Origin of the sequence: Nonomuraea sp. GTA35, assembly GCF_041950525.1 — a bacterium.
Taxonomy (GTDB): Bacteria; Actinomycetota; Actinomycetes; order Streptosporangiales; family Streptosporangiaceae; genus Nonomuraea.
Genome location: NZ_JBGNUV010000001.1, coordinates 126080 through 145427 on the forward strand (window position 1 = coordinate 126080; position 19348 = coordinate 145427).

Here is a 19348-nt window from a genome sequence, read left to right on the forward strand (position 1 = left end):
GCCCCTGCCCCTCCGCACCCCGGCCGGGGGGCAGGGTCAGCGGTAGCCCTTGGCCAGGACCGCCTCCGTGTCACGGGTGATCCGGGCCGCGATCTCGGGCGCGAGAGCGAGGCGCGGCGGCCGGCAGGCGCCGCCCTTGCGCCCGGCCAGGTCCATCGACAGCTTGATCGACTGCACGAACTCGGTCTTGGAGTCCCACCGCAGCAGCGGGTGCAGGTCCCGGTAGATGGGCAGGGCCTTGGCCACGTCGCCCGCCACGGCCAGGTGGTAGAGCTCCACGGTGGCCCGGGGGATCATGTTCGGGTACCCGGCGATCCAGCCGACCGCGCCGGCGATGCCCAGCTCCAGCAGCACGTCGTCCGACCCCACCAGCACGTCCAGCCCGGGGGCGAGCTCGGCGATCTCGTACGCCCTGCGCACGTCCCCGGTGAACTCCTTCACCCCCACGATCAGCCCTTCCTGGTGCAGCTCGGCCAGCAGCGACGGGGTCAGGTCCACCTTGGTGTCGATCGGGTTGTTGTAGGCCACCACCGGCAGCCCCGCCTTGGCCACCTCGCGGTAGTGGGCGACGACGGTCCGGCGGTCGGCGCGGTAGGCGTTCGGCGGCAGCAGCAGCACCGACGACGCGCCCGCCTCGGCCGCCTGCTCGGCCCAGCGCCGCGACTCGGCGGACCCGTACGCGGCCACGCCCGGCATGACGTGGAAGCCGTCGGGCGCGGCCTCGACGGCGGTGCGCACCACGCGGGCGCGCTCCTCGTCGGTGAGCGTCTGGTACTCGCCGAGCGAGCCGTTGGGGCACACGCCGTGGCAGCCGCCCTCGGCCAGGAAGCGCACGTGCTCGGCGTAGGCGTCGTAGTCGACGGACAGGTCGTCGTCGAAGGGGAGGGCGGTCGCGACGTGCACGCCGTGCCACACAGGGGCGGTCATACGTTCTTCTCCTTGGTCCAGTTCTCCAGCCCGCTCGCGTCGATGGGCAGCGCGGCGGACAGGTTCTCCGCGCCGTCCGCCGTCACCAGCAGGTCGTCCTCGATGCGTACGCCGATGCCGCGCAGCTCCGGCGGCACCGTGCGGTCGTGGGCGTGGAAGTACAGCCCGGGCTCGACGGTCAGCACCATGCCGGGCGTCATCTCCGCCCCGTGGTACGCCTCCGGGCGCGAGCGCGCGCAGTCGTGCACGTCCAGGCCCAGATGGTGGCCGATGCCGCAGATCAGGTAGCGGCGGTGGTGCTGGCCGGCGTCCGACAGGGCCTCGTCCACCGACACCGGCAGCAGCCCCCAGTCGTGCAGGCCGCGCGCGATGACCTCCATGGCCGCGTGGTGGAAGGCGGTGAACGGGCGGCCCGGCGCCACCTGCGCGAGCCCGGCCCGGTGCGCCCGCTCCACCAGGTCGTGCACCTGCCGCTGCGCCGGGCTGAACGCGCCGGAGACGGGGAAGGTGCGGGTGACGTCGGCGGTGTAGTGGGAGCGCGTCTCCACGCCCATGTCGAGCAGCAGCGCCTCGCCCTCGCGGACGGGGCCGTCGCAGCGCACCCAGTGCAGGGTGGGGGCGTGCGGGCCGCTGCCCACGATGGAGGCGTAGCCGGGGCCGTTGCCGTACGTCCTGGCGTACCGGTCGAACGTGCCCTGCAGCCACCGCTCGCCCCCGCCCGCCACGGCGGCGGGCACCTCGGCGAGCACGGCGGCGAAGCCCTCGACCGTGCGGTCCACGGCCTCGCGGAGCTGCCCGACCTCCCACTCGTCCTTGATCATGCGCAGCTCGGCGAGCACCCGGCCGACGTCGTCGGCGGGCGCCTGCGGATCGGTGAAGTCCGCCAGCGGCAGGACCTCGACGCCCAGCGCGGCCGACCACTCGGCCGGCGACGGCGACGGGCCGACCCACAGCTCTCCGTAGGCGGCGTCGGCGAAGAAGCCGGTCTCGCCGGGACGGGCCGGCGGCGGCAGGTACACGGTGGCCGCGCCGTCACGGACGACGGCCACCGCGTGCTCCACCGCGCAGCCGGTCAGCCAGTAGAAGTCGCTGTCCACGCGGAAGTCGTAGGCGGTGTCGTTGCTGCGGGTCGGCGCGTGGCCGGCCCGCACCACGACGGTCCGGCCGGGCAGCGCCTCGGCGAGCCTGGCCCGGTGGGCGGCGGCGGCCTCGGCCGCGCCCGGGACCAGGTCCGGGGTGCGGGCCGGGGAGTCCCACCCCTGGGCGATGTACTGGGTGAACGCGGGGATGTCGATCAGCCTGGGCAGCTTGGGCTGCCTGGGCTGCTTGCCGTCACCCATCGGTGAGTCCTCCTCCAAGGTCGCGGACGAGCTGCGTCAGGCGGGCGAAGACCCGTTCCTCGCCGATGCCGTCGTGCTCGTACTCGTTGGTGACCCAGGCCTGCGTGTTGCCCACCCGGGAGGCGGTGTCCAGTTGCAGGCCCGAGTCGACGTACATGTCGTCGAAGTAGACGGCGGCGGCCACCGGCACGTCGTTGGCGGCCAGCCGGTCCAGGTCGTACAGCGGCGGCCAGTCGTCCCGCTCGGCGAGCAGCTCGACGGCGCCGCGGAAGGGGCGCAGCGCGCGGATCTCCTGGAACATCCAGGGATAGATCATCTCCCCGGTGAAAAGCAGCGGCCTGGCGTCCTCGGCGAAGGCGGGGTGGCTCGCGCGCTCGCGCTGCGCCGCCCACGCGGTCGCGCCCGCCCCGGAGCCGTAGATGCTCTCCTGCAGCGCGGCGAACAGCGGGTTGTCGGCGTAGGAGGAGCGGGCCAGCACCTGGTGCAGGAACGTCTCCGGCAGCCCGTCCGATTCGTCCAGCAGCCAGTGCATGCGCTCGTAGCCGGGCTTCATGCCGAAGTCGATGCCCAGCGACTGCAGCCGGCGAACGGTCAGCGTGTCGCCGTCGGGCAGCAGCACGTCGCCCTCGGCCAGCCGGTCGGCCAGCCGCGCCGTCGTGCCGGCGTGGTGCGGGTAGCGGCGGTAGAACTCGGCGTTCTTGGCCGCCACCCGCGGGTACGTGCGCCGGTAGACCTCGGCGGCGTCCGGGTCGAGCGACGGCAGGCCGCCCGCGACGTAGCAGGCGCTGAGCCCCTCGGGCGCGTTCGACAGGTACGTGAGCGTCAGGAAACCCCCGTAGCTCTGCCCCAGCGTCGACCAGCGCCGGCCACCGAAGACCGTCGTGCGCAGGTGCTCGGCGTCGGCCACGATCGAGTCGGCGCGGAACCGCGCCAGGTAGTCGGCGCCCTCCCGCGCGCCGAGCGCGCTCATCACCCGGCCGTCGATGCGCGAGCTGCGGCCCGTGCCCCGCTGGTCGAGCAGGATCACCCGGTACGTCTCCAGCGCCCGCCCCAGCCAGCCCGCCGTGCCGACAGGCCGGGGCCCCTTGCCGCCGGGCCCGCCCTGCAGGTAGAGCAGGCACGGCAGGTCCTCGCCGTCGCGGGCCGGGTCCACCACCTCGCGGGCGAACACCGTGATGGTCGCCTCCGGGTCGGACCAGTCGAGGGGCACCCGCTCGACGTGGTCGCGCACCCGCATCCCGGGGATCGTGTACGTCGCGGTGATCAAGACCTCTCCCTCCTGCGGCGGTCCCACTCCGGGTCGATCCGGGGGATGGCCGCCAGCAGCGTGCGCGTGTACTCGTCCTGCGGATCGCCGAACACCTGCTCGGCGGCCCCGAGCTCGACGATCCGTCCCTTGCTCATGACCGCCACCCGATGCGCGATCTGCCGTACCACGGCCAGGTCGTGGGCGATGAACACGTAGCTGAAGCCGCTCTCGCGCTGCAGCCGCCGCAGCAGCTCGATCACCTGCGCCTGCACCGACACGTCCAGCGCCGACACGGCCTCGTCGCAGATCACCAGCTTGGGGTTGACGGCCAGCGCGCGGGCGATGCCGATGCGCTGCGCCTGCCCGCCGGAGAACTGCGCGGGGTAGCGCAGCGAGTGGTCGGGGTTGAGCCCGACCCGCTCCATCAGCTCCTTGGCGTGCTCGCGGCGGCTGCCCCTGGGCGCGATGCCCTGGTAGACCAGCGGCGCCATGAGGATGCGCTCCACCGTGTGGCGCGGGTTGAGCGAGGAGAACGGGTCCTGGAAGACGACCTGCACGTTCGCGCGGAAGCGGGCCAGCGCCGCGCCCCTGGCGTGCGTGACGTCCTCGCCCTCGAACTCCAGGGTGCCCCCGCTCGGGTCCATCAGCTTGGCGATCATACGGGCGGTGGTGGACTTGCCGCTGCCGGACTCGCCGACGACGGCCAGCGTCTCGCCCAGCGGTACCTCGAAGCTGACCTGGTCCACCGCGGTGAACTCGGCCCTGGCGCCCAGCGGGCCGCGCGAGACGAACCGCTTGGTCAGGCCCTCGGCGCGCAACAACGTCACAGGACCACCTCATCGTCGATGCGCGGGATGCTCTCCAGCAACATGCGGGTGTAGTCGTGCTCCGGCTCGGCGAAGACCTGCTCGGCGGTGCCGTACTCGACCTGCTCGCCGCGCCGCATCACCAGCACGCGGGTCGCGATCGAGCTGATCACGGCCAGGTCGTGGGTGATGAACACCATCCCGGTGCCGCTCTCGCGCTGCAGGGAGGCCAGCAGGCGCAGGATCTGCGCCTGCACGGTCACGTCCAGCGCGGTGGTCGGCTCGTCGGCGATCAGCAGCGCCGGCTCGCACACCAGCGCCATCGCGATCATGACGCGCTGCCGCTGCCCGCCGGAGAACTGGTGCGGGTAGTAGTTCACGCGGCGCTCCGGCTCGGGCAGGCCGACGTGCCCGAGCGCCTCGACGGCGACCTGGCGCGCGGCCTTCCTGGAGCCGCCGCGGTGCGCCCGGTACATCTCCTCGATCTGCAGGCCCACGGTGTAGTACGGGTTCAGCGACGACAGCGGGTCCTGGAAGATCATCGACATCCGGTCGCCGCGCAGCCTGCGCAGCTCCCGGTCGGAGCGGCCGAGCAGTTCGGCGCCGTCCAGCCGGATGCTGCCGCTGGTCCGCGCGCCCTTGGGCAGCAGGCCCATGATCGCCAGGCTGGTCATCGACTTGCCGGAGCCCGACTCGCCGACGATGCCGACCGTCTCGTCCCTGCTGACCGTGAACGACACGCCCTTGACCACGTCCACCGGTCCGCGCGTGGTCGGGAAGGTGACGGTGAGGTCCTCCACGACAAGCAACTCGCTCATGGCGACGTGATCCTCACTCTCGGGTCCAGCCTCGTGTAGACGAGGTCCACCACCACGTTGCCGATCACCACGAAGAACGCCGCCAGCAGCGTGACCGCCATGATGACCGGCTGGTCGTTCTTGGCGATCGAGTCGGCGGCCATCTTGCCGATGCCGTTCAGCCCGAACACGGTCTCGGTGATCAGGGCGCCGCCGAGCAGCGCGGCGAAGTCCATGCCGAAGATCGTCGCGATCGGCGTCAGGGCCGGCCGCAGCGCGTGCCTGCGCATGGTCAGCGCCGGGCTGAGGCCCTTCGACCTGGCCGTGCGCATGAAGTTCTCCGCCAGGGTGTCGATCACGTTGGCGCGGGTGAGCCGGGCGTACAGGCAGGCGTAGCCGGTGGCCAGCACGATCCACGGCATCAGGTACGACTGGAACCACACCACCGGGTCGTCGGAGAACGCCACGGCCTGCGGGAACGGCAGCACCTGGAGCTGCACGACGAGCACGTACTGCAGGGCCAGCGCCAGCACGTAGTTGGGGATGCTGGAGCCGCCGAGCGCCAGCCCCATCGCGGTGCGGTCCCACCAGGTGCCCTCCTTGACCGCGCTGAGCAGCCCCGCGGCGATCCCGAAGAGCAGCCACAGCACGGCCGCGCCGATCGCGACTGTCGCGCTGACCGGCAGCCGCTCCACCACCATGTCCATCACGGACTGGTTGGTCTGGAAGCTGTAGCCCAGGCACGGCGCCGCGCAGTGCACGAGGTTGGCGCCCTGGCCGTAGTCGCGCCCGGCGAAGATGCCGCCGAGGAAGCCGAAGAACTGCGTCAGGAACGGCTGGTTGAGCCCCAGCACGTCGCGGATCTGGTCGATGCGCTCCGGCGTGCACGTCTTCCCGCAGATCATCACCGCCGGGTCCGGCTGCAGGGTGAAGAACAGGACGAACGTGAACAGGCACACCAGGAACAGGATCACCACGACGCCGGCCAGGCGTCCGATCACGTAGCGCGCCATCATGAGGCATCCCCCGCGTCGAAGGCGGCCCGGATCCTGTCGCCCAGCACGGTCAGCGACAGCACCGTGAGGAACAGGAACGCGCCGGGGATCACGAAGTACATCGGGTCGACGGCGTACCAGCCGACCGAACTGGAGATCATCTGGCCCCACGACGGGGTGGGCGGCGTGACGCCGACGCCCAGGAACGACAGCCCCGCCTCGGTCCCGACGTAGCCGGGCACGGCCAGGGTGATCATCACGATCAGGGAGCTGCGCAGGTTCGGCAGGATCTCCTTGAACACGAGCTGGCCCGTCGAGGCGCCCGAGGCCCGCGCGGCCTCCACGAACTCCCGGCTCACCAGCGTGAGCGTCTGCCCGCGCACCACCCGGGCCAGGTACGGCCAGCCGAACACGCTGATCACCACGACCAGGAGCACCGGCCGGTTGCCCTGCGGCAGCGCGGACAGGATGGCGATCATGAAGATGAGCGCGGGGAAGGCCATCAGGAAGTCCATGACCCGGCAGATCACCTGGTCCACCCAGCCCTGGTAGAACCCGGCCAGCATGCCCAGCACCACGCCGAGCAGCGTGGTGAGCGCCGTGGCGGAGAGCGCGATGATCAGGGAGACCCGGGCGCCGTACGCGATGCGGGCCAGGATGTCGCGGCCGTTCTGCGGCTCGACGCCCAGCAGGTGCTCGGCGCTGATCCCGCCGAGTGGACCGTAGGGCACCCCGCCCAGATCGGTGTTGACCGCGGCCGTGTCGAAGTCGTTGGGGCCGTGCCCGGTGATCGCGCTGATCAGCGGCGCGCCGATCGCCATCAGCACGATCAGCGCGAGGTAGGCGCCGCTGATCACGGCGCCCCGATCACGCAGCAGCACGCGGATGACGCGCCGGCCCGAGGTGGCGGGCGCGCCGCCCGCCACCTGCTCTGGATGCGCTGCGACCGTCATCTACTTCGTCGGCTTCGCCAGCCCGACGGAGACCAGGTCGACACCGCCGGAGTAGGAGTTGGACTGGTAGGCGCCCGCGATGTTGGCGCCGTTGACCAGGATCAGCTTCTCGTAGGCCAGCGGCACGACCGGCGCCAGCTCCATGATCTGCTTGTCCAGCTCGCCGTAGGCCGCGTTGGCCTGCTCGACGTCGGTCATCGCGGCGATCTCGTCGATCTTGGCGTTGATCTCCTTGTCGTTGATCTGGGCGAGGTTGGAGTTGCCCTTGGCGGTGATGTTGCGGCCGTCGAACAGCGGCGGCAGGAACGTCGCGCCGGAGGCCCAGTCGGGGCACCAGCCGGTCACGGCCATGTCGTTCTGCTTGGCCGGGGTGCCGATGACCTCGTAGTACGTCGAGGCGTCGATGTTGTTGATCTTGACGTCGATGCCCACCTGCTTGAGCGCCTCCTGGACGGCGACCGAGACCGCCGCCATCTTCGGCTGCGCCCTGGTGTCCAGGGTCAGCGAGAACCCGCCCGACAGGCCCGCCTCGGCCAGCAGCTTCTTGGCCTGCTCGACGTTGTGCGGGTACGGGTCGTAGTCCACCCGGCCGGCGACCGTGGGCGGCTGGATCGAGGTGCCCTTCTGCGCCAGCAGCGACCCGCCCATCGCCGCCACGATGGTGTCCTTGTCGATCGCGTAGTTGATCGCCTGGCGCACGCGCACGTCGCTCAGGTGCTTCTTGGTGGTGTTCAGGCCCATGTAGGTCGTGCAGCCGTTGAGCCCGGACAGCGTGCGCGCCTTGATCTGCGGCGTCTGCACCCGGGCCACGGTCGCCGCCTGGATGCTCTGGCCGAGCGCGTCGGCGTCGGTGCCCTGCCCGGCCAGCATGCGCTCGTCGATCGTGGCGGGGTCCAGGCCGAACGTCCACTCGAACGCGTCCGGCTTGGCCGTCCGCACCTGGTCGGTCTCCTGCTTCCACTGCGGGTTGCGCTCCAGCTTCAGCGACACGTTGCGCTGGTAGGAGGCCACCTTGTACGGCCCGCTCGCGATCGGCTTGCTGTCGAACGCCGCCCCCGCCCCGGTGCCCTTGGGGAACGGGGTGAAGTTCGCCAGCGCCAGCGCGCTCGGGAAGTCGGCGAACGGCTTCTTGAGATGGATGACGACCGTCTTGGCGTCCGGCGTCTCGATCGTGTCCAGGTCGCCCGACAGGTACGGGCCCTTGTAGTCCTTGGGCGCGTCGAGCAGCAGCTTGCCGTACGGCGAGCCGATGCCCGCCTCCGGGTCGAAGGCCCGCGAGAAGCCGAACTTGACCGCTTCGCTGGTGATCGGCGTGCCGTCCTCGAAGAAGATGTTGTCCTTGAGCGTGAACGTCCACGTCTTGGCGCCGTTGGACGGCGTGCCCGTGTCGGTCGCGAGGTCGGGCACGATCTTCGTGCCCTCGGCGCCCGGACCGGCGCCGAACGTCGTCAGCCCCCGGTAGATGAGCCGGTAGAAGTTGTTCACGCCGCCGTCGAAGCCGCGCACCGGGTCCAGGTGGGAGAAATCCGCGTTGGCCAGGACGTGCACCGTGCCGCCCGTTGCCGGGGTCGCCGCGGAGCCGGTCGCGCCGGTGCCGGCGCCCGGGCCTTGGGCTGCCCCGCCGCCACCGCCGCACGCCGAGAGCGCCAGCACGGCGGTCATCGTGACGCTCGTGAGCGCCGCCGATCTCCTCATTTCGCCTTCTTTCCGTTGGTTGCGTCGGGGGTCCTGACCCAGACCCGCATGGCTTCGGGGTCGCGGTTGCCCCAGAGGAAGTAGGGGACGAAGGTCGCGGTGACCGGCGTCCCCGGGAGCGCCTGCTCCAGCGGGAGCTCCGGGTAGAGCTCGGTGGAGGGCGGGGGAGCGGCGGCGGCGGTGAGGGTCAGCACCACTGCGCCGTCCCGCCGCTCGATGTTCGCGTTAACAATGTCGGGTACGCCGATCACCAGGTCGTCCACGGCGGCGTCCGGGCTGTCCTGCTGCTCCACGCAGTAGACCAGCGGGCCGCGGGCCAGGCTGACCGTACCCCTGGTGGCGTCGAGGTGGGGGTGCGAGCCGTGCGCCCTGACTGGCATCGGCAGCGTGAGCCGTACCTCGTCGCCGGCCTTCCACCGGCGTTCGACGCTCAGCCAGCCGCCGTCCGGCTCCGCGTCCCAGGGCCGGCCGCCGACCGTGACCGTCGCGCCGCGGGCCCAGCCCGGGATGCGCAGGACCAGCCCGTACGGCCCGTCCGGCGCCCGCTCGACCGTGAGCCGCACGTCGCCGTCCCACGGGTAGGCGGTCTCGACCGCGAGGTCCAGCTCCGCGCCCTCGATCCGGCCCTCGGCGTAGGAGGCGATCAGCAGCGCGCCGTCCCGCTCGGCCGCCACGTAGTCGGCGAGCTGGGCCATCCAGCGCACGATGTTCGGCGGGCAGCACGGGCAGGTGAACCAGGCGCGGCGCAGCGGCTCGCCGCCGGCCTCCGCGCCGCTGCGCTGCTCGTGGTCGGGGCGGCGCTGCAGCGGGTTGTCGTAGAAGAACGCCTTGCCGTCCGCCGACAGGCCCACGGCGTAGGCGTTGTAGAGCACGCGCTCGAACACGTCGAGGTACTTGGCGCCGCCCGTGGCCAGGAACATCCGCCAGGCCCACTGCATGACGGCGATGGCCGCGCAGGTCTCGCTGTAGGCGCGCTCGGACGGCAGCTCGTACCGGTCGCCGATCGCCTCGTCGGAGTGGCGGCTGCCGAGCCCGCCGGTGACGTACAGCTTGGTCGCCACCATGTCGTCCCAGAGCCGCTCCAGCGCCTCGAACAGCGACCGGTCGCCGGTCTCCAGGTGGACGTCGGCCGCGCCGGCCGCCAGGTACGCCATCCGCACCGCGTGCCCGGTCACCGACGGCAGCTCACGGAAGGGCAGGTGGTCCTGGAAGTAGTCGCCGGCGAAGATGCTGTGCTTGAGCTGCCCGGAGCCGCGCCGGTCCACGAACGCGGCGGCCAGGTCGAGGTAGGCGCGCAGCCCCGTCTCCCTGAACAGCTCGACCAGCGCCATCTCCACCTCGGGATGGCCGCACACCCCCTCGTGCGCGAACCGCTCCACCACCAGGTCCGCGAACCGCTCCGCCACCCGCAGCAGCCGCTGGTCGCCCATCCGGCGCGCCGCGGCGACGGCGGCCTGGATGAGGTGACCCAGGTTGTACAGCTCGTGCCCCCAGGCCAGGTCCTCCCACGGCTTCTTCGTGGCGGCCGGGTCCTGGAAGAAGGAGTTGAGGTAGCCGTCCTCGGCCTGGACCCGCTCCAGGAGGCCGACGACCTCCTCGAAGAACTCCCGTACGGGCTCCCCCGCGCGGCCGTCGCCCAGCTCGTAGGCCAGCCCCTCCAGGGTCTTGTACAGGTCGGTGTCCAGGAACGGGTAGCGGCCGCGGTACGGCGCCGGGTCCTGCTCCAGGAGGCGGCTCAGGTTGGCGACGTTGCCCGCCGCGCGGAGCTGCTCGATGGTGTGCGGGATCGTGGCCGTGCCGTTCCTGCGCTGCCAGTGGTGCAGCAGACCACCGGTGATACGCACTCCCGGAAGCGGCCGTACGGCCCCGGCGGACGTGCGTACGGCGCCGGACAGGGGCTTGACCTGCTTAGACGTCATGAACCTTCCCAGTAATGTGTGGCATTGCACTGAACCATAGGTGTCCGGGAGGTGTGTTGCCAAGGGTTGCGGGGGTGACGAAAAGAGAAAGTAACCCGTCCGGAATCTGGGACGGCGGCTGCTCCGCCGTACGCAAGATCGCCACCGCGACGCCGTCAACCCCTCGTCGCCTAGCCGCTCGGCCGGTGAGGTGACAGCACCGGCGAAGCCTCTCGCGGCTGCCGGGCCGCCCACCCCGTTCGGACATGACCTGGCGCCGCCCAGAGGTAGGGGGACGTAGCTATGTCGTCCCGCGTGCTCCTGTCATCCTCCAGGCATGGACGCATTTCTCCTGCAACTCCTCCCGTTGATCGGGGTGATCGTCGGGGCGCTGGCAACCATGGCCACCACGGCCTCCGCCGACCGGAGGCGCTGGAGACGGGAGCGTGCGACCCGGTGGGACGAGCGCCGGCTCGACGCTTACGTCGAGTACGCAAGCGTGAACAAGGAGCTGTATACGCTCGCCTGCTGCACGACGGCCATGCATCGGCCGTACTCGGCCAGCCCGCATATCGACTGGGAGACCGGAGAGGCTCTGATGGCCCAGGCTGAGATGCGTCGAAGGCAGGCCCTGGAGAAGGTGCTGTTCTTCGGGGACGCCGCTACGGCTCAAGCCGCCGATGCCTGGTGCGACGCCATCGTGGCCCTGCGAACGTACGTGAGTGAACGACCGGATCGATGGGACGACTGGTCGTCCCTGGTGGATGGGGTGACCGAGGCGCGTGATCGCTTCTACGAGGCGGCGCGCGCTGATGTGGCCATGCATCGGCTGGAGCGAGGGCGGCTGCTTCGAGCTGAAGGTATGGCCCCTTCCCGGAAGGTCCTGTAGCTGCGAGCCCCATGACGGTCGGCTGGAGCTTCAGGCCCCGCACGTTCGATCCTCGCAGCAGCCGCACCGGCGCGAAGTGGCCCGTCACCAGTGGCCGAGGTGGGGAGACCGCCTCCGCCGCGTACACTCGCCGGGCAGCTCGCCGGGCAGTTCGCCGGGCAGTTCGCCGGGCGGCGAGCGCGGAGATCAGCGCTCGATGAGCGTGACCTCCAGGGAGTAGTGGGAGGCGCGGTAGACGTGGGAGCCGTGCTCGACGGCGCGCCCCTGGTCGTCGTACGTGGTGCGGACCATCGTCAGCAGCGGCGCGCCGCGGCGTTCCTCCAGCAGCCGGGCCTCGGCCTGGGTGGCGGCCCTGGCGCCGATGCGCTGGTTGGCGACGCGCATGCGGACCCCCGCGCCGCGCAGCAGCTCGTACAGGCCGCGCCCCTCCAGGTCGGCGGCCGTGAGCGGGGCCAGGCCCTGGGGGAGCCAGTTGTGCAGGACGGCGAGGGGCTCCCCGGCCGCGAAGCGGAGGCGTTCCAGGTAGAGGATCTGGGTGCCCGGCTCCACGCCCAGGATGGGCGCGATGTCCTCGTCGACCGGGCGCGACTCCAGGGCCAGTACCTGCGTGGCCGGCTCCTGGCCCGAGCGGCGCAGGTCGTCGTAGAGACTCGTCAGCTCGACCGAGCGCTTGACCTGGCCGTGCACCACCTGGGTGCCGACACCGCGCTTGCGCACCAGCAGGCCCTTGTCCACCAGGTACTGGATCGCCTGCCGGATCGTGGGCCGCGACAGGCCGAGCTTGTCGGCCAGCAGGATCTCGTTGTCCAGCCGCGAGCCGGGGGCCAGGTCGCCGCGGCGGATCGCCTCCGCGATCTGCTCGGCCACCTGGAAGTAGAGCGGCACGGGACTGGACCGGTCCAGGTCGATGGCCAGGTTCGCGGTCATGCTGATCAGCTTAACCGACGTCAGAATGTCCTGACAAACGAGGCATGGGCGGGGTCTCGCTCCTCCCCGCCGCCGCAGCCGCACCCGCCATCTCCACCGCCCCCGCCCGCGTAGCCCTCACCGTCGTCGTCCGCGCCGCCGCGCACGGGAGCGGGCGCCGGTACGGTCTCGGGCGGGTGCCCGCCGCGCTCATCGCGCTGACCCTCGGCGGTTCCGGCATCGGGGCGATCAGCTCGCGAGGAGCTGCGGCAGCTCCGTCAGCGACGTGATGCGGGGGAAGCCGGGCGGTGGCGGCCCGGCCGCGAGGCGGTCCAGCCAGACCGAGCGCATCCCGGTCACCGCGGGGCCCGTCACGTCGTTCTCCACGTCATCGCCCACCAGCAGCACCTCCCGCGGTGCCAGCCCCAGCGCCGCGGCGGCCCCGGTGTAGCAGGCGGGGGCGGGCTTGAAGTGCCCGCCCAGGACCTCGCCCGTCAGCACCGGCCCGACCAGCCCCGCCAGCCCGATCGTGCGGACCTTGGCCTCCTGCATCGGCAGCGTGCCGTTGGTCAGCACCCCGAGCGCGTACCCGCCCAGCCCCGCCAGCGCCCCGGCCACGTCCGGGAACGCCGCCCAGTGCCGCCGGTACAGGTCGGCGAAGCCCGCGTACGCGGCGTCCAGGTCGCCGGGCACGGGCACGGCCAGCTCCGCGCACAGCGCGGCCAGGCGCAGCCGCCGCTGCTCCTGCACCGAGCACTGCCCCGCCTGCCACATCGCCAGGTACGGGCCCTCCAGCGCCGCCCAGATCGCCGCCGCCTCATCCAGGCGAGGATGGCCGGGGAAGCGGCCCGCCACCCACGCCGTGATGCCGGCGTCGGCGGCGGCGCGATGGTCGAACAGGGTGCCGTCGAGGTCGAACAGGATGCCCTTGATCCCCGGCTCGCTCACTGGGCGGCTTCCGCGATGATGCGGGCCGCCGTCTCCCGCGGCGGGTAGCCGAGCGTGAGGCCGCGCACCGACAGGGCGGCCTGCGCGAACAGCGCCTCGGCGTTCTCGGTGAGCACGTAGTTCAGCGCGGGGGAGCAGGACCGGTGCGCGTCCAGCGCCTGCGCCTCAAGCTCCGCCAGCTCCTCCGGCAGCGCCTCGCGGTAGTCGGCGATCAGCGCGTCGAGGTCGAAGAGCTGCCCGTACCGCTCCGACGTGCCCGCCACCACCCGCACGAGGTCGCCGTCGAGCTGGGCGCGGTAGACGAGGTTCGTGCCGCCGCTCTTGGCGAACCAGCGCATCGCCTCGTCGGCGGGCAGCGTGAACGCCCCGTACGGCTTGCGCGCGTACAGCAACGCCTCGGCTATCCACCGGTCGCACCACAGCTCGTCGCGGTAGGGCGCCGGGGCGTGTGGATCGACGGACAGGCCCTGTGCCAGCACCGGGTTCCAGGCCGACACCATCGGGCTGCTGAAGCGCGGCATGCGCGGGCCGCGCCAGTGGCTCAGCGCGTAGCCGTACCAGACGGTCACGACCTCGACCCGGTGCCTGGGCAGGGGGCGCTCGTAGGTGCCGTTCATGATCTGGCCCCCGTCAGGGTGCCGCCACGGTCCGGGGGTGAGGCCGAGGTCTGTGGGGGCCGGAGGAGTCCGGTAGTCGGGATGGAGTATCCACGCGTCCGCCACAGTTTCTCTGCCTTTCGGATTGGCGTATGCACGACGTGTCTGACCACTAGAGTGGCCATCGTGCAACACCCGTCACTCGGTTTCAATAGACCAGGTGTAAACGCTGATATTTGTCATCGATGGTTGTGACAGACGTATGCAGTTAAGCGTTGTCGCGGCCCGGCTCTGCTCCCTGCGCGCCGCGGCCCGGCTGTCGATGAAGTCCGCGGCGGACGCCGCGGGGCTCAACACCTCCACGATCTTCCGGATCGAGCACGGGCTGGTGGCCCCGCGCGAGGCCACCGTACGCACCCTGCTGGAGCTGTACGGCCACGGCGAGCACGCGCCCCGGCTGCTGTCGCTGCTGCGGGAGGAGCGGGTGCCCGGCTGGTACGACGCCCCCGGCGTGCCGCTGGGGCTGTCGGCGTTCCTGGAGATGGAGGACCAGGCGCAGATCATCTACACGTACTGCCCCATGCAGGTCCCCGCGCTGCTGCAGACCCCGGCCTACGCGCTGTCCGCCGCACTGGCCGGGCTGCCCGCCGGAGCCTCCTACGAGCAGGCCGCCCGCGCCGCCGAGCTGGTCGCGGTCCGGCAGCGGGTGCTCGACCGGCACCAGGGGCCGCACCTGTGGGCGGTGCTCGACCAGGCGGCGCTGACCGACCCGCCGCTCGGCCGGCCCGAGGACCGGCTCGCCCAGCTCGACGCGCTCACCAAGGCCGCCAGGCAGCCGCACCTCGCCGTGCAGGTCGCCCGGCCCGTCAGCGAGAGCGGCTACCTCTACCAGGGGCCGCCGTTCACGCTGCTGCGCTTCCCCCAGCAGGACCGTCCCGACGCGCTGGTGCTGCACCTGCTGCACGCCCCGATCGTCATCGAGGACCGGCGGCGGGTCGAGGAGCACCAGCAGGCGTTCGCGCGGCTGTCGCTGTCGGCGCTGCCCGTGGAGTCCACCCCCGACGCGCTGGACGGGATCCGCGCCACGCTGCCTCACTGACCTCCTGCTCAGTGGTGCTGGCGGAACTCGCCGGCGCGGCGCACGTGGTCGATCATGATGCGTTCCGCCGTCTCCGCGTCGCCCGACTCCAGGGCCGTCAGGATGCCTTCGTGCGCCTCCAGCTGGGCCTTGACCTGCGTCTCGTCCAGCCACAGTGACGCCTCGGCGGGCACGGGGAAGCTGTTGCGCACCGACCTGGCGTGCGCGCCCAGGAACGCGGGGCCGCCGATGTCGACGATGCGCAGGTGGAAGCGCCTGCTCTGCTCGCCGAGCCGGTCGTGCCTGCCCCGCGCGGCGTCCTCGGCCATCGAGGCGTGCAGCTCGCGCAGCTCGGCCAGCTCCTGCGGGGTGATCCTGGCCGCCGCCAGCCGCGCCCCCAGGCCCTCGACGACGGCGCGCACTCCGTAGTACTCGGCCAGCGCCTCGTCGCCCAGGTCCACCACGGTCGCGCCGTGGTGGGCCTCGTAACTGATCAGCCGGTCCTTCTCGAGCCTGCGCAGCGCCTCGCGCACCGGTGTGACCGACACCCCCAGGCGCTTGGCCACCTCCCCGGCCCGCAAGGCCGTGCCGCCCGGGATCCGGCCGGTGCGGATCTCCTCCAGGAGCACGCTGTAGACGTACTCGGCCTTGCTCATGGGCGGCCGGGGCTCGGTGGGTGACATGTCCTCAAGTGTCTCGCAGAACGGCCACGCTCTTGACCTATGACATATTTCTTATAAGTTACATACTCATGACGAGCCTCGCTGACCTGCGGGTCATCGACGCGGCGACGTTGTTCGCCGGTCCCTCCGCCGCCATGATGCTGGGCGACTTCGGCGCCGACGTGATCAAGATCGAGCACCCGCGCCGGGGCGACCCCTCGCGCGGGCACGGCGCCGCCGGCCTGTGGTGGAAGACGCTGTCGCGCAACAAGCGCGCCGCGGCCGTGGACCTGTCGCGGGCCGAGGGGCAGGAGATCCTGCGCCGCCTGGCCGAGCGGTCCGACGTGCTGATCGAGAACTTCCGCCCCGGCACCCTCGAACGCTGGAACCTCGACCCCCAGGACCTCCTGGAGCTCAACCCGCGGCTGATCGTGGCGCGGATGACCGGGTTCGGGCAGTTCGGGCCGATGGCCAAGCGGCCGGGGTTCGGCACGCTGGCCGAGGCCATGAGCGGCTTCGCGGCCATGACGGGGGAGCCCGACGGGCCACCGACCCTGCCGCCGCTGGCCCTGGCCGACGGCATCGCGGGCCTGGCCATGTCGTACGCCGTCATGGTCGCCCTGCACGCCCGCGAGCAGACCGGGCGCGGGCAGGTCATCGACATGGCGATCATCGAGCCGATCCTCGGGCTGCTCGGGCCGCAGATGAGCGTCTACAAGGCGCTCGGCATCGTGCAGCAGCGCACCGGCAACCGCTCCAGCAGCAACGCGCCGCGCAACACCTACCGCACCCGCGACGGCCGCTGGCTGGCCATCTCCACCAGCGCCCAGCCCATCGCCGAGCGCGTCGTCACCCTCGTCGGCCGGCCCGACCTGGTCGAGCAGCCGTGGTTCGCCAGCGGGCACGGCCGGGTGCAGCACGTGGACGAGCTGGACGAGGCGGTCGCCTCCTGGATCGCCGAACGGGACGCCGCGGAGGTCATCGCCAGGTTCGAGGAGGTGCAGGCCGCGGTCGCGCCCATCTACGACGTCACCGACCTGGCCGAGGACCCGCAGTACGCGGCGCTGAACACGTTCGTGGAGGTGCCCGACGAGGAGTTCGGCACGCTCACCATGCAGAACGTCATGTTCCGCATGTCCGAGACGCCCGGCGAGATCCGGTGGCCGGGGCGCACCCTCGGCAGGGACACCGACGAGGTGCTCGGCGAGCTGGACTACCCCGCCGAGCGGATCGCCGCCCTGCGCGAGGACGGGGTGATCGCGTGAGCCCGCTGCTCCCCGTGACCTGGCTGTACGTGCCCGGCGACCGGCCCGAGCGGTTCGACAAGGCCGTGGCGTCGGGCGCCGACGTGGTCATCATCGACCTGGAGGACGCGGTCGCGCCCGTGCGGAAGGACGCGGCCAGACAGAACGCGGTCGCCTACCTGCGCGCCCGGCGCGGCACCCCAGGCGCGGCCGTGCACGTGCGGGTCAACGATCCGGCCACGGCCCGCGGGCGCGACGACCTGGCCGCCGTCGGGGAGCTCGCCGACGCCGTACGGCTGCCGAAGGTCGAGTCGACGGCCGTGCTGGACGCGCTCACCGGCGCGCCCGCGTACGCGCTGCTGGAGTCGGCGGCCGGGATCGTCGCGGCCAGGGAGATCGCCGCGCACCCGCGCGTGGCGGGGGTGGCGCTCGGCGAGCAGGACCTGGCGGCCGAGCTGGCCATCACCGACGAGCAGGCCATGAACCACCTCAGGCTCCAGGTCGTCCTCGCCGCCGCGGCGGCCGGGCTGCCGCCGGTGCCCATGTCCGTCTACCCGGACGTCAAGGACGAGGCCGGGCTGGTCGCCTCCTGCCGGGCGGGCCGCGCGCTCGGGCTGTTCGGCAGGACCGCCATCCACCCGCGCCAGATCCCCGCGATCAGGCGGGCGTTCCGGCCGACGGAGGAGGAGACCGCCAGGGCCGCCGAGATCGTGGCCGCGGCGGAGCAGGCGGAGCAGGCGGGCGTCGGCGCGGTGGCGCTGCCCGACGGGCGGTTCGTGGACGCGCCGATCGTCGTCAGGGCCCGCCGCACCGTCGACCTGGCCCGCCGCCTCGCCGACCGCCCCGAAACCCCACCCGGCCCGCGCGAAAGCACGCCCGGCCCGCGCGACAGCGGGCCCGGCCCAGCCGCAGCCCCACCGGGCTCATCCCCGCCCCCGCCGGAAGACGGCGCCTGACCATCGGCCGGCGGGCCGTTCACCCCCAGCACAACCCCCCATTGGAGGTCATTCGCCATGGGAATCGCCGTATGGGCGCTCATCGCCTACATCGCCATCATCGTCGTCTGGAACGGCGTGCTGAAACGCAACATCGGTGAGGCGATGCTCATCGGTTTCGCCGGCGTGTGCCTCTTCGGCGGCACGAGCTTCTTCGACCTGGCGTGGGCGGGCATCGCCGACGCGATGGCCGAGGAGGTCGTCTTCGCCGCCCTGGCCTTCGTCTTCATGGGGTACCTGCTCACCAGGCTCGGCCTCATCCAGGAGCAGGTCACCGTACTGAACTCGATCTTCGGAAGGCTGCGCGGCGGCGCGGGATACGTCTCGACCTCCGCCTCCGCGCTGCTGGGCGGCCCCTCCGGGTCGGGCTCCGGCATCTCCGCGTCCGTCGGCTCCGTCACCATCCCCTGGATGATCCGCTCGAACTGGCGTCCCGACCTGGCCGCCTCGCTGGTGGCGGGCAACGCCGGGCTGGGCATCTCGATCCCGCCGAGCTCGTCGATGTTCCTGCTGCTCGGCTCGGCCGCCGTGGCGCCCGTGCTGACCGCCGACCAGCTCTTCGTGCCCGCCCTCGTGGGCGGGTTGTGGACGGTGGCCTACCGGTTCGTGGTGGTGTTCCTGTGGGTGCGCAGGCACGACATCGCCGCCACCGACGCGGCCGACATCGTGCCGCTGCGGGCGGCGCTGCGCGCCGGGTGGACGTCGCTGCTGGTGTACGCGGGCATCGTCGTGCCGGTGCTGATGACGCTGGACTTCGGGGTGGCGCTGATGGAGTCGCGGGTCGGCGAGGCGGCCGGCGACATCAGCATCATCGTGTGGATCCCGGTGCTGACCGTGCTGGCCACGTTCGCGGTGGCGTGGAAGCGGCTGCCGCGCACCGGGCGCGCCTGGAGCGAGCTGCTCGGCGAGATGGCCCCCAGGTACGCCGTCATCGGCGCGACGCTGTTCTTCGCCTTCGCCGCCGCGGCCAGCCTGGGCGAGCTGGGCCTGGTGGACCAGCTCACCGCGATCCTGCGGGGGCTGGACGCGCCCGCGGTGGTCATCGCCACCATCGTCGGCCTGCTGCTCGTCGTCATCGCCGCGCCGCTGACCGGCACCGCCACGATCGCCGCCGTCGGCGGGGTGGCCTTCAGCGCGCTGACCGCGGCCGGGATCGCCCCGGCCGCTGCGGCCACCGCCATCATGATCTTCGCCTCGACCGAGGGGGCGTCCCCGCCGGGAGCGGCCCCGATCTACATCGCCAGCGGCATCGCCCAGGTGGACCCGGCCAGGACGTTCGGCCGGCTGATCCTCTGGTTCGTCATCCCGACCCTGGTCATCGGCGTGCTGGTCGCCACCGGCGTGCTGCCGATCTGAGAGGAGCCCCCGTC

At 72.0% G+C, this 19348-nt stretch carries 18 protein-coding genes; 5 read left to right on the forward strand and 13 right to left on the reverse strand.

All coding sequences use genetic code 11. The features are described 5' to 3' along the window. Positions 1-36: 36 nt before the first annotated feature. Genes ACBJ32_RS00570 through ACBJ32_RS00610 form a run of 9 tightly spaced genes read right to left on the reverse strand, consistent with a single transcriptional unit; the run spans position 37 to position 10681 of the window. The gene (locus ACBJ32_RS00570; protein WP_375124874.1) at positions 37-927 is read right to left on the reverse strand and encodes a dihydrodipicolinate synthase family protein; all 891 of its coding nucleotides are present in this window, start codon (positions 925-927) and stop codon (positions 37-39) included. Then, entirely contained in the window at positions 924-2267 is a 1344-nt protein-coding gene (locus ACBJ32_RS00575) for an aminopeptidase P family protein (protein ID WP_375124875.1), read from the reverse strand. Before ACBJ32_RS00575 ends, ACBJ32_RS00570 begins: the two co-directional genes overlap by 4 nt. Further along, positions 2260-3534, reverse strand: coding sequence for an alpha/beta fold hydrolase (locus ACBJ32_RS00580; protein ID WP_375124876.1), 1275 nt, complete (start codon positions 3532-3534; stop codon positions 2260-2262). The genes ACBJ32_RS00575 and ACBJ32_RS00580 overlap by 8 nt, the downstream gene beginning before the upstream one ends. Beyond that, complete coding sequence (locus tag ACBJ32_RS00585; RefSeq protein WP_375124877.1) at positions 3531-4343, reverse strand: ATP-binding cassette domain-containing protein; 813 nt, start codon at positions 4341-4343, stop codon at positions 3531-3533. Before ACBJ32_RS00585 ends, ACBJ32_RS00580 begins: the two co-directional genes overlap by 4 nt. After that, positions 4340-5140: an ABC transporter ATP-binding protein gene (locus tag ACBJ32_RS00590; protein WP_357887900.1), complete on the reverse strand. Its 801-nt coding sequence runs from the start codon at positions 5138-5140 to the stop codon at positions 4340-4342. Before ACBJ32_RS00590 ends, ACBJ32_RS00585 begins: the two co-directional genes overlap by 4 nt. Beyond that, positions 5137-6135 carry an ABC transporter permease gene (locus tag ACBJ32_RS00595; protein ID WP_357887903.1) on the reverse strand — a complete coding sequence of 333 codons (999 nt, stop codon included), beginning with the start codon at positions 6133-6135 and terminating at the stop codon, positions 5137-5139. Before ACBJ32_RS00595 ends, ACBJ32_RS00590 begins: the two co-directional genes overlap by 4 nt. Then, positions 6132-7067, reverse strand: coding sequence for an ABC transporter permease (locus tag ACBJ32_RS00600; RefSeq protein WP_357887906.1), 936 nt, complete (start codon positions 7065-7067; stop codon positions 6132-6134). The genes ACBJ32_RS00595 and ACBJ32_RS00600 overlap by 4 nt, the downstream gene beginning before the upstream one ends. Beyond that, entirely contained in the window at positions 7068-8762 is a 1695-nt protein-coding gene (locus tag ACBJ32_RS00605; RefSeq protein ID WP_375124878.1) for an ABC transporter substrate-binding protein, read from the reverse strand. It abuts the gene before it with no gap. Further along, complete coding sequence (locus ACBJ32_RS00610; RefSeq protein ID WP_375124879.1) at positions 8759-10681, reverse strand: glycoside hydrolase family 127 protein; 1923 nt, start codon at positions 10679-10681, stop codon at positions 8759-8761. The genes ACBJ32_RS00605 and ACBJ32_RS00610 overlap by 4 nt, the downstream gene beginning before the upstream one ends. 316 nt (positions 10682-10997) lie before the next feature. On the opposite strand from ACBJ32_RS00610, the gene ACBJ32_RS00615 reads away from it, so the two are divergent. Continuing rightward, the gene (locus ACBJ32_RS00615) at positions 10998-11549 is read left to right on the forward strand and encodes a hypothetical protein (protein WP_375124880.1); all 552 of its coding nucleotides are present in this window, start codon (positions 10998-11000) and stop codon (positions 11547-11549) included. Between the two features lie 186 nt (positions 11550-11735). Here ACBJ32_RS00615 and ACBJ32_RS00620 read toward each other — a convergent pair whose 3' ends face one another. From ACBJ32_RS00620 to ACBJ32_RS00630, 3 genes are all read right to left on the reverse strand, one after another. After that, positions 11736-12476 (reverse strand): GntR family transcriptional regulator, encoded by a 741-nt coding sequence (locus tag ACBJ32_RS00620; protein ID WP_357887921.1) that lies wholly within the window; start codon positions 12474-12476, stop codon positions 11736-11738. 228 nt (positions 12477-12704) lie between these two features. Then, complete coding sequence (locus ACBJ32_RS00625; protein WP_375124881.1) at positions 12705-13403, reverse strand: HAD family hydrolase; 699 nt, start codon at positions 13401-13403, stop codon at positions 12705-12707. Further along, positions 13400-14020 (reverse strand): hypothetical protein, encoded by a 621-nt coding sequence (locus tag ACBJ32_RS00630; RefSeq protein ID WP_375124882.1) that lies wholly within the window; start codon positions 14018-14020, stop codon positions 13400-13402. Before ACBJ32_RS00630 ends, ACBJ32_RS00625 begins: the two co-directional genes overlap by 4 nt. 241 nt (positions 14021-14261) lie before the next feature. Here ACBJ32_RS00630 and ACBJ32_RS00635 point away from each other — a divergent pair, with 241 nt between their 5' ends. Further along, positions 14262-15098 (forward strand): helix-turn-helix domain-containing protein, encoded by an 837-nt coding sequence (locus tag ACBJ32_RS00635; RefSeq protein WP_375124883.1) that lies wholly within the window; start codon positions 14262-14264, stop codon positions 15096-15098. Positions 15099-15106: 8 nt separating this feature from the next. Here ACBJ32_RS00635 and ACBJ32_RS00640 read toward each other — a convergent pair whose 3' ends face one another. Then, a complete protein-coding gene (locus ACBJ32_RS00640) occupies positions 15107-15760 on the reverse strand; it encodes a GntR family transcriptional regulator (RefSeq protein ID WP_375124884.1) in 654 nt (217 codons plus the stop codon). A gap of 68 nt (positions 15761-15828) precedes the next feature. Between ACBJ32_RS00640 and ACBJ32_RS00645 the strand changes: the two genes are divergently transcribed. Genes ACBJ32_RS00645 through ACBJ32_RS00655 form a run of 3 tightly spaced genes read left to right on the forward strand, consistent with a single transcriptional unit; the run spans position 15829 to position 19334 of the window. Beyond that, on the forward strand, positions 15829-17004 hold the full coding sequence (locus ACBJ32_RS00645; RefSeq protein ID WP_375124885.1) for a CaiB/BaiF CoA transferase family protein: 1176 nt from the start codon (positions 15829-15831) through the stop codon (positions 17002-17004). Next, positions 17001-17939: an HpcH/HpaI aldolase/citrate lyase family protein gene (locus ACBJ32_RS00650; protein ID WP_375124886.1), complete on the forward strand. Its 939-nt coding sequence runs from the start codon at positions 17001-17003 to the stop codon at positions 17937-17939. The genes ACBJ32_RS00645 and ACBJ32_RS00650 overlap by 4 nt, the downstream gene beginning before the upstream one ends. 57 nt (positions 17940-17996) lie before the next feature. After that, positions 17997-19334, forward strand: a complete 1338-nt coding sequence (locus tag ACBJ32_RS00655) for a TRAP transporter large permease subunit (protein ID WP_375124887.1) — start codon at positions 17997-17999, stop codon at positions 19332-19334. Positions 19335-19348: the final 14 nt, after the last annotated feature.